The following is a 9,480-nucleotide window of genomic DNA, read 5'->3' on the forward strand; positions in this document are numbered from 1 at the left end:
CCCCACCGGCATCGAGATCAGCAACAAAGAAATGAAAGAACTCCCGATCACCCGCGACCCCTGGCATGGCGACTGGAACTACACCCTGCACCCGACGCACGACACGCCCGAGCCGCACTGACTTGATTCGCTACGAGCCCTAACCCCACCCGCGAGTCCAACGTTCCGGACTCGCGAGTCCCCAGTGTTGGACTCGCGGGTCCCCAGTGTTGGACTCGCGGGTTGGTCAGGGGTGGGCTTCGCGGAGGACGGGCTTGTTCTCCAGGTGGTGCAGGCCGTTCCAGGAGAGGTTGACCAGATGCGCGGCCACCTCCTCCTTCTTGGGCTTGCGCGAGTCCAGCCACCACTGGCCGGTCAGCGCGACCATCCCCACCAGCGCCTGGCTGTAGAGCGCCGCCAGCTTCGGGTCGTAGCCGCGGGAGCTGAACTGCCGGCCCAGGATGTCCTCCACCTGCCGCGCGATGTCGTTGAGCAGCGACGAGAAGGTGCCCGTGGCCGACGCCACCGGCGACGCGCGCACCAGGATCCGGAAGCCGTCCGCGGAGCCCTCCACGTAGTCGAGCAACGACACCGCCGCCCGCTCCAGCAGCAGCCGTGGGTGCGCCTCCTCGGCCAGCGCCGTGGTCATGGACGTGAGCAGGTAGTGCATCTCCCGGTCGACCACGACCGCGTAGACGCCTTCCTTCCCGCCGAAGTGCTCGTAGACCACCGGCTTCGAGACGTTGGCCCGGTGCGCGATCTCCTCGACCGACGCGCCGTCGAAGCCCTTCTCCGCGAAGAGCGAGCGGGCGACGTCCAACAGCTGCTGGCGCCGCTCCTCCCCGCTCATCCGCACGCGGTGCACCGGTGCACCAGCCCGACCGGCCGGAGCCCGAACACGCTCTCGCCGCCTGGCCGCCACTCGTGCCACCCTACGGGCACCCACCGACAGCCGTGACGCGATTACGCCGGACTAGGCCGAACGCGACCTCATTCGGCACCCGCGGTGATCTTGGCCAGGCGCTGCGGGGTCGGCCACCGCACGTTGTGGACCCAGCCGAACTTCTCGAACAGCCAGATCAGCCGCGCGGACGTGTCGATCTGGCCGCGCTTCACGCCGTGCCGCGCGCACGTGGGGTCGGCGTGGTGCAGGTTGTGCCACGACTCGCCGAACGACAGGATCGCCAGCGGCCAGAAGTTCGCCGCCTTGTCCCGGCTCACGAACGGCCGCTCGCCGATCATGTGGCAGATCGAGTTCGTCGACCAGGTCACGTGGTGCAGGATCGCCACCCGCACGAAGCCCGCCCAGAAGAACGCGGTCAGCGCGCCCCACCAGGACCAGGTGATCAGCCCGCCGAGCGCCGCCGGCAGCACGAAGGTCAGCACGGTCCACACCACGAACAGGTTGTTCACCCGCACGACGTCCTCGTCCGCCAGCAGGTCCGGCGCGAAGCGCTCCTTGTTGGTGAGGTTCCGGTCGAACATCCAACCCATGTGCGCGTGCCAGAAACCCTTGGCCAGCGCCAGCGGCGACGTCCCGTACAGCCACGGCGAGTGCGGGTCGCCCTCGCGGTCGGAGAACGCGTGGTGGCGCCGGTGGTCGGCCACCCAGACGATCGGCGGGCCCTGCACCGCCATCGAGCCCGCGATCGCGAGCCCGATCCGCATCGGTCGCTTGGCCTTGAACGAGCCGTGCGTGAAGTGCCGGTGGTAGCCGATCGTCACGCCGAGCCCGGACAGGTAGAAGAAGAACACCGCCAGGCCTACGTCGAGCCAGGTGAGCCCCCAGCCCCAGGCCAACGGCACCGCCGCGACCAACGCCGCGAACGGCACCAGGATGAACACGTACACCGCGAACTGGGTCCAGCCCGCGCGCCGGCCCGCGGTGATCGGCCTGGGGCCCCGCGCGTCTGCCCCGTCGCCGCTCGAAGTCTCCTCGAGGGTTGTCGTCATCCTCTACCTCTTCGTCGTCGAGTCAGTTCCAGGCGAGCCGGTTGGAGCCCGGTTCAACGGTAAGGCCAGCCTCGCCTACGCAGCCGTAACCTACGACAGCGTAAGTTCATCCGGACCCGCTGCGCCAGGGTAGGCACACAAAGCATCGAGAGTGATCCAGCTCACACCCGATTGGCCGCACTGTTGGCTTCCTGGCCGGGTACCACTGCCCCCGGCGATCCATGCATGCCACGATGTCCAACCGTGGGCGGCACACCCGTCCACGGTCCGCCGTGGTGTAAAGGCAGCACCTCAGATTTTGGTTCTGAAGGTCCAGGTTCGATCCCTGGCGGCGGAGCTGCCCGGCGGAGGCCAGGACAACGACAACTGCGGCACGAAGGTGGACAGCCAGGCGTGGATGGCGGCAGCGAACGAGAGGACGTCGACCTGCCGGCGTTGGACGAGAGATCTGACGCGTGGCTGGCGGGACGCGCCCGGGAACTGCTCGCGATCGCCCAGGCGAGCGAGCGCCACAACCGCACCCGCTACACCGACGAGGTCGACCGGTTGCTGGCCGAGGCCCGGCACCGCGGCGAGCCGCGGATGGTCGCCCAGCTGCTGCGCGCCGCGGCCGTCATCCGGGTGAACGACGCCGAGCAGGCCGTCTCCCCCGAGTCGGAGTCGATCGTCGACGAGTTCCTCGAGCACTCCCAACGGCACGGGCTGCTGGTGCTGCAGGCCGACGCGCATGCCTTGCGGGCCAAGCGGCTGCTGCTGTCCGGCGCGGAGGACGCCGCGCTCACCGAGGCCGCGGTCGGCCTCGCGATGCTCGACGAGAAGGTCGCGCCGGACACCCTGTTCGGCGGCCGGGTGTGGGACGTGCTGATGGCGTCCACCCTGATGGACCTCGGCCTCGTGCTGATGGAGCTCGGCGTCTACGAGGTCGGCGACCAGGTCATGCGTCGCGCGCACCGGCACATCCGGGGCGGCGCGGGCCCGCACGACATCTCCGTGCACCTGATCACCCGCTGCCGCATGCAGCTGGGCTGGGGCCTGCGCCTGGAGCGGATCGGCGAGGACGACCAGGCCGCCGAGCGGTTCGCCAGGGCCGCCGCGATGGCCGGTGACGTCGAGGCGCCGTTCCGCGAGTCGCTGTTCCCCCGGCACCCCGACCTGCCGGCCGCCGAACAGCTCGCCGTGATCGGCGCGGCGCACGCGCTCGCCGCGCCGGGTCCCGGGCACGTCGACCGGCTGAGCGCCCTGCTGGGCACCGCCGCGCCGCGCGAGGTGATCTTCGTCGCGGTCGCGCTCGCCCGCTGCCTCGAGCGCGACCAGCGGGTCGAGGACGCCGTCGAGGTGCTGACCGGCGTGCAGAAGCAGCTGGACAACACCGCGTCCGAGCCTGCGCTGCTGCTGTGCCTCATCCGCGAGTACGCCCGGCTCTCGGGCGGCGACGAGGACGGCGACCGGACCACGAGCGCGCTGCAGTTCTACGTCGCCGAGCTCGAGAGCCAGCTGTGGGACATGCGCGAGTCGCGTGCGGCCACCCTCGCCACCCGCCGCGAGCACGAGCGGCTCGCCCGCCGGCACGGCACCGTCTCCCGCCAGGCGCTGCAGGACCCGCTCACCGGCCTGCCGAACCGGCGCGCGCTGGACGAGCGGCTGGAGGAGCTCTCCGCGGACGCCAACGGAGCCGGCAGCAAGCCGCTGGCCATCGCGCTCGTCGACCTCGACGGGTTCAAGGGCGTCAACGACCGGTTGTCCCACGCCGAGGGCGACGACGTGCTGAGGGTCGTCGCGAGCACCGTGCGCGACACGCTGCGCGGCAGCGACATGGTGGCCCGCTACGGCGGCGACGAGTTCATCGTGCTGCTGCCCGGCGCCCCGCTGCACGCCGCCGCGGCTGCGCTGCGCCGCGCCGCGGTGGCGGTCTCCGAGCTGCCGAACGACCTCTCGCACGGCGTGACGCTGTCCGTCGGCGTCGTCGCGCTGCGTCCCGAGGAGGGCACGGCTCGGGCGCTGGCCCGTGCGGACGCCGCCATGTACCAGGCGAAACGCAAGGGTGGCAACGACGTCGTTGCGATCGCGACCACGGAAAGTGACGTCCCGGACCCGGCCGTCACGGACGAGACCGTCAACCCCGACCCGGCATGGGTGCTCCCCGACGCGACGTGAGCGGGCCGCGCGGCCCGAGCCGGCGCACCCGTAGGATCGATTTCCCGGACCGACCTCCCGGCCGGGAAACCCGATCACGCCAAGGAGAGAGCTGATGCTCGAGGGCTCCACCGGGCTCGGCGAAGTCAGTGCGATCATCCTCGCCGCGGGCGAGGGCACCCGGATGCGCTCCGCCACGCCGAAGGTCTTGCACCGGCTGGCCGGCCGGTCCCTGGTCGAGCACGCCGTGCGGGCGGCCGCCGGGCTCGCGCCGCGACGCATGGCGGTCGTGGTCGGGCACGGCCGGGAGGCCGTCACCGAGCACCTGCACGAGCTCGCCAAGGTCATCGACGCCACGGTCACCGTGGCGGTGCAGGCCGAGCAGCACGGCACCGGGCACGCGGTGCGCTGCGGGCTCGACGAGCTGCCCGACGACCTCACCGGCACGGTCCTCGTCACCTACGGCGACGTGCCGCTGCTCGACACGCCCACGCTGTCCGCGCTGCTCGCCGAGCACGCCTCCGCGGGCAACGCGGTCACCGTGCTCACCGCCGAGGTCACCGACCCCACCGGGTACGGCCGGATCGTGCGTGCCGCGGACGGGTCCGTCGAGGCCATCGTCGAGCAGAAGGACGCCACGCCCGGGCAGGCCGCGGTCCGCGAGATCAACTCCGGGGTCTACGCCTTCGACGCCGCGGTGCTCGCCGACGCGCTCGGCCGGCTGTCCACCGACAACGCCCAGGGCGAGCAGTACCTCACCGACGTGCTCTCGATCGCCCGCGGCGACGGGCACCGGGTCGGCTCGTGGGCCTGCGCCGACCCGTGGCTCGTGGAGGGCGTCAACGACCGCGTGCAGCTGGCCGAGCTCGGCGCCGAGCTCAACCGGCGCCTGCTCGACGGCTGGATGCGCGCGGGCGTCACCGTGACCGACCCGGCGAGCGTGTGGCTCGACGCGGGCGTGGAGCTGGGCCGCGACGTCGTACTCGAGCCCGGCGTGCAGCTGCGCGGCGGCACCTCGGTCGGCGCGGGCGCGGTGGTCGGCCCGGACACCACGCTCACGGACGTGGCCGTCGGCGCGGGCGCCAACGTCGTGCGCACGCACGGCCGCGAGTCCGAGATCGGCGACGGCGCCAGTGTGGGCCCGTTCGCCTACCTGCGGCCCGGCACGCGGCTCGGGGTGAGCTCGAAGGTCGGCACGTTCGTCGAGGTCAAGAACTCCGAGATCGGCGCGGGGTCGAAGGTGCCGCACCTGTCCTACGTGGGCGACGCGACGATCGGTGAGAAGAGCAACATCGGCGCGGCCAGCGTGTTCGTGAACTACGACGGGGTGGCCAAGCACCGGACGGTCGTCGGATCGCACGTGCGCACGGGGTCGGACAACATGTTCGTGGCCCCGGTGACCGTCGGCGACGGCGCCTACAGCGGAGCCGGCACGGTGCTGCGCAAGGACGTCCCGCCGGGGGCGCTCGCGGTGTCCGGCGGCCCGCAGCGCAACATCGAGGAGTGGGTGCTCCGGCGCCGGGCCGGGACACCCGCGGCCGAGGCGGCGCGCAAGGCCCTCGACGCGGCCGCCGACCTCGACCCGGCCGCCGAGGAGGAGTCATGAACGCGAAGTCCGGGACGCCGAAGAAGTACATGATGCTCTTCTCCGGCCGGGCCCATCCCGAGCTCGCCGAAGAGGTCGCCAAGCACATCAACATCAGCATCACCCCGCAGTCGGCCTACGACTTCGCCAACGGCGAGATCTTCGTGCGGTTCGAGGAGTCGGTGCGCGGCTGCGACGCGTTCGTCATCCAGAGCCACTGCGAGCCGATCAACCAGTGGGTGATGGAGCAGCTGATCATGGTCGACGCGCTCAAGCGGGCGTCGGCCAAGCGGATCACCGTGATCATGCCCTTCTACCCGTACGCGCGGCAGGACAAGAAGCACAAGGGCCGCGAGCCGATCTCGGCGCGGCTGATCGCGGACCTGTTCAAGACCGCGGGCGCGGACCGGATCATGACCGTCGACCTGCACACCGCGCAGATCCAGGGCTTCTTCGACGGCCCGGTGGACCACCTGTTCGCGCAGCCGCTCCTGTCCCGGTACATCAAGGACACCTACGGCACCGAGAACGTGACGGTCGTGTCGCCGGACGCGGGCCGCACGAAGCTGGCCGAGAAGTGGGCCGACGACCTCGGCGGCGTGCCGATCGCGTTCATCCACAAGACGCGCGACCCGTTGCTGCCCAACGACGTCGTCGCCAAGCGGGTCGTGGGTGAGGTCCGCGGCAGGCTGTGCGTGGTGATCGACGACATGGTCGACACCGGCGGCACGATCGCCAAGGCGGTCGACCAGCTGGTCAAGGAAGGCGCGACCGACGTGGTCGTGGCCGCCTCGCACGGGGTGCTGTCCGGCCCGGCCCCGCAGCGGCTGTCCGAGTGCGGCGCGCGCGAGATCGTGTTCACCAACACGCTGCCGATCCCGGACGAGAAGCGCTTCCCGAAGCTCACCGTGCTCTCGATCGCCCCGCTGCTGGCCCGCGCGGTCCAGGAGGTCTTCGAGGACGGCTCGGTCACGAGCCTCTTCGACGGCAACGCCTAGGCGTGTCTCGTGGATCTTGGTCGATGGGATTCGTGATCCAGCTGGCTCCTGGCAAGGCGGCGGAAGGTCGCTCATACCGGGTTGTATTCGGGCCTTCCGACAACGCGGCCAGGGGACAGCTTGGGCGCGAATACCACGATCCAAGATCCACGAGACATGGCCTAACCGCGCTCGGCCAGGCTCGCCTCCACGCAGAACTCGTTGCCCTCCGGGTCGGCGAGCACGACCCAGCCGCGGCCGTTCGCGGTGCGCCGGTCGTCGACGAGCGTGGCGCCCGCCGCGAGGAGCCGGTCGACCTCCTCGTCGCGGGTGCCGGTGAGCGGCACGAGGTCCAGGTGCAGCCGGTTCTTGACCGTCTTGGTCTCGGGCACGGTGACGAAAAGCAGCTCCGGCAGGGCCCGGTCGGGCGGCTCGACGGCCACCTCCGGCGAGCCCGGCTCGTCCTGGTCGCTGACCGGCCAGCCGGTGACCACGCTCCAGAACTCCGCGAGCGCGTAGGGGGCATGGCTGTCGACGGTGATGTGCTGGATCTTGAACACGATGTTCTCCGAGGTCGGAAAAGTCCCGAGGCGCTGCCTCGGGTGGACGCGGGACTCGCCGGATGGGCGTGGGTGCCTGCGGACCTCTCTCGATCGATGCGGAGGGTGCGCACCTTAGCCCCCGATGCGATTGCGCGGAAGGGCCACGTAAACTGTTGAGGTTGCCTCGGCGAGGGCAGGCGTCACGGACGCCTGGCGTGATCGACGCGGCGGCTTGATTGCCGCGCGCACGTCCGTCGCCGCTGGCCGCCGCCGCCCGAGACCCGCGTTTCAGTTTCAGCAAGGAGAGCCCCACCGTGTCCGAGGTCCGTCTCGCCGCCGAGCCACGTACCGAGTTCGGCAAAGGCGCTGCGCGCCGCACCCGCCGCGACGGCAAGATCCCCGCGGTGCTGTACGGCCACGGTTCCGACCCGAAGCACCTGGCCCTGCCCGCCATCGAGTTCGCCCGCGTGGTTCGTGAGCAAGGCCAGAACGCCGTGCTGACCATCGAGATCAACAGCACCAGCGAGCTGGCGCTGACCAAGACGGTCACCACGCACCCGATCAAGAACTACATCGAGCACGTCGACCTGCTGCTCGTCCGGCAGGGCGAGAAGGTCACCGTCGAGATCCCGGTCGTCATCACCGGCGAGGCCTCCCCCGGCACCCTGGTCACCCAGGACGCGTCGACGCTGCAGGTCGCCGTCGAGGCGCTGCACATCCCCGAGCAGTTCGAGGTCTCGATCGACGGCGCCCTGGCCGGCACCCAGATCCTGGCGTCGGAGGTTGTGCTGGCCGAGGGTGCCGAGCTCGTCTCCGACCCCGACACCCTGATCATCGCGATCAACGTGGCGCCGACGGCCGAGGACATGGAGGCCGGTGCCGAGCCCGGCGAGGCCGCCGCGGCTCCGGCCGAGGAGGAGTCGGCCGGCGACGAGCCGACCGAGGGCTGAGTCGCCCCGGGCGGTCCCTGCTCCGGGGCCGCCCGGTCTGCTTTCTGCGAGGACGCCGAGATGTCTGCACCGAACGACGACGCGCCGATGCTGGTCGTCGGCCTCGGCAACCCGGGGCCGCGATACGTGGCCAACCGGCACAACATCGGTTTCCTGGTCGCCGATGAGCTGGCGGACCGGATCGGCGGTAGGTTCAAGTCCCACAAGGGCGGTGCCGACGTGCTCGAGGGTCGGCTCGGCGGGCGGCGCGTGACGCTCGCGAAGCCCAGGTCGTACATGAACGTCTCGGGCGGCCCGGTCGTCGGGATCGCCCGATTCTTCAAGGTGCCCCCCGAGAACCTCGTCGTGGTGCACGATGAGCTGGATCTCCCCTTCGGGACGGTCCGGCTGAAGCTCGGCGGTGGTGAGAACGGCCACAACGGACTCAGGTCGGTCACGAAGTCGCTCGGCACCAGGGACTATCTGCGGGTGCGGTTCGGCATCGGGCGGCCGCCGGGCCGGATGGACCCGGCGGACTTCGTGCTCCGGGACTTCTCCGCCACGGAGCGTCGCGACCTGGCGCTCGACATCGACCGCTGCGCCGACGCGACGGAGGCGCTGGTCGCCAAGGGTGTGGAAGCGGCGCAGAACCTCTTCCACACCCGCTGACCGGAAGGCGGTCGGGACATGCAGCAACAGCAGCAGCAGGACGACGTGCCGCTGACACCGATGGTGGTCGACTGCGTGACGTTCGACCGCGCGCCCCTCGGTCGCCGCGGCTACCACGAGGACCAGGTGGACGACTTCCTGGACCGCGTGCAAGCGACCCTGTCCGGCACCGACACCCTCGCGGCGCACGAGGTCCGCGAAGTGATCTTCGACAGCGCCCCGCTCATCCGCCGCGGCTACCACGAGGAGCAGGTCGACGACTTCCTCGACCTGGTCGTCGAGGAGCTGGACCGCCGCGAACGCATCCACCCGGTGCGCCCGGCCACGCCACCGAAGCCGGCGGGCCTCCTGACGACCCCGACGCCCGTACCGCCGCCCGCGCCGACCGAGCAAACCAGCCCGATGGTGTTCACCCTGCCACCGTCGCTGCCCCCGACGAGCCGCCCGTCCCACGCCGCCCCGGCAGCGGCGGCGGGGAGGTCGGCGGCTGCTCTCCGGGCCACCGAGGACCCATCCCCCGAGCCACCGAAGCCCGCTGCGTCCGCGGCCCCGGCCGCGCCCATGTCGTCGAGCCCCGCGTCGGCACCAGACCCTGCCGAGGCAGCAGACGCTCCGCGAGCCGCGGCACCCACTCCGCCGGCCGCACCGCCCACCGGCAGCGATGGCCCCGCCGAAGCCGGGCGGCCGAACGCCGTGCCGCCGGCGAGCGCGCC

The 9,480-nt window shown here is 71.3% G+C and carries 10 protein-coding genes and 1 tRNA gene; 8 read left to right on the top strand and 3 right to left on the bottom strand.

The window, feature by feature from the left end; all coding sequences use genetic code 11:
* Window positions 1–10 precede the first annotated feature (10 nt).
* Complete coding sequence (locus GEV28_RS42910; RefSeq protein WP_367115189.1) at window positions 11–121, top strand: hypothetical protein; 111 nt, start codon at window positions 11–13, stop codon at window positions 119–121.
* 105 nt (window positions 122–226) lie between these two features.
* Here the strand turns inward: GEV28_RS42910 and GEV28_RS40285 are convergent, their stop codons facing one another.
* Both GEV28_RS40285 and GEV28_RS40290 read right to left on the bottom strand, forming a co-directional pair.
* Window positions 227–829 carry a TetR/AcrR family transcriptional regulator gene (locus tag GEV28_RS40285; RefSeq protein ID WP_291419330.1) on the bottom strand — a complete coding sequence of 201 codons (603 nt, stop codon included), beginning with the start codon at window positions 827–829 and terminating at the stop codon, window positions 227–229.
* A gap of 140 nt (window positions 830–969) precedes the next feature.
* Window positions 970–1,932 carry an acyl-CoA desaturase gene (locus tag GEV28_RS40290; protein ID WP_291419332.1) on the bottom strand — a complete coding sequence of 321 codons (963 nt, stop codon included), beginning with the start codon at window positions 1,930–1,932 and terminating at the stop codon, window positions 970–972.
* A gap of 266 nt (window positions 1,933–2,198) precedes the next feature.
* Between GEV28_RS40290 and GEV28_RS40295 the strand changes: the two genes are divergently transcribed.
* The 4 genes from GEV28_RS40295 (at window position 2,199) to GEV28_RS40310 (ending at window position 6,648) form a co-directional block, all read left to right on the top strand.
* Window positions 2,199–2,269, top strand: a tRNA-Gln gene (locus GEV28_RS40295).
* Between the two features lie 56 nt (window positions 2,270–2,325).
* A complete protein-coding gene (locus GEV28_RS40300) occupies window positions 2,326–4,086 on the top strand; it encodes a GGDEF domain-containing protein (RefSeq protein WP_291419334.1) in 1,761 nt (586 codons plus the stop codon).
* A gap of 94 nt (window positions 4,087–4,180) precedes the next feature.
* Complete coding sequence (glmU, locus tag GEV28_RS40305; protein ID WP_291419336.1) at window positions 4,181–5,671, top strand: bifunctional UDP-N-acetylglucosamine diphosphorylase/glucosamine-1-phosphate N-acetyltransferase GlmU; 1,491 nt, start codon at window positions 4,181–4,183, stop codon at window positions 5,669–5,671.
* On the top strand, window positions 5,668–6,648 hold the full coding sequence (locus GEV28_RS40310; RefSeq protein WP_291419337.1) for a ribose-phosphate diphosphokinase: 981 nt from the start codon (window positions 5,668–5,670) through the stop codon (window positions 6,646–6,648). Before glmU ends, GEV28_RS40310 begins: the two co-directional genes overlap by 4 nt.
* Window positions 6,649–6,809: 161 nt before the next feature.
* Here GEV28_RS40310 and GEV28_RS40315 read toward each other — a convergent pair whose 3' ends face one another.
* Window positions 6,810–7,190, bottom strand: a complete 381-nt coding sequence (locus GEV28_RS40315; protein WP_291419345.1) for a VOC family protein — start codon at window positions 7,188–7,190, stop codon at window positions 6,810–6,812.
* Window positions 7,191–7,483: 293 nt separating this feature from the next.
* Between GEV28_RS40315 and GEV28_RS40320 the strand changes: the two genes are divergently transcribed.
* The 3 genes from GEV28_RS40320 to GEV28_RS40330 all read left to right on the top strand — a co-directional run.
* On the top strand, window positions 7,484–8,119 hold the full coding sequence (locus GEV28_RS40320; RefSeq protein ID WP_291419339.1) for a 50S ribosomal protein L25/general stress protein Ctc: 636 nt from the start codon (window positions 7,484–7,486) through the stop codon (window positions 8,117–8,119).
* 60 nt (window positions 8,120–8,179) lie between these two features.
* Complete coding sequence (pth, locus tag GEV28_RS40325; protein ID WP_291419341.1) at window positions 8,180–8,767, top strand: aminoacyl-tRNA hydrolase; 588 nt, start codon at window positions 8,180–8,182, stop codon at window positions 8,765–8,767.
* An 18-nt stretch (window positions 8,768–8,785) separates the two neighbouring features.
* On the top strand, window positions 8,786–9,480 hold a 695-nt coding region (locus GEV28_RS40330; RefSeq protein WP_291419343.1), incomplete at its 3' end, for a DivIVA domain-containing protein.

Source organism: Actinophytocola sp. (assembly GCF_009379765.1).
Lineage (GTDB): Bacteria > Actinomycetota > Actinomycetes > Mycobacteriales > Pseudonocardiaceae > Actinophytocola.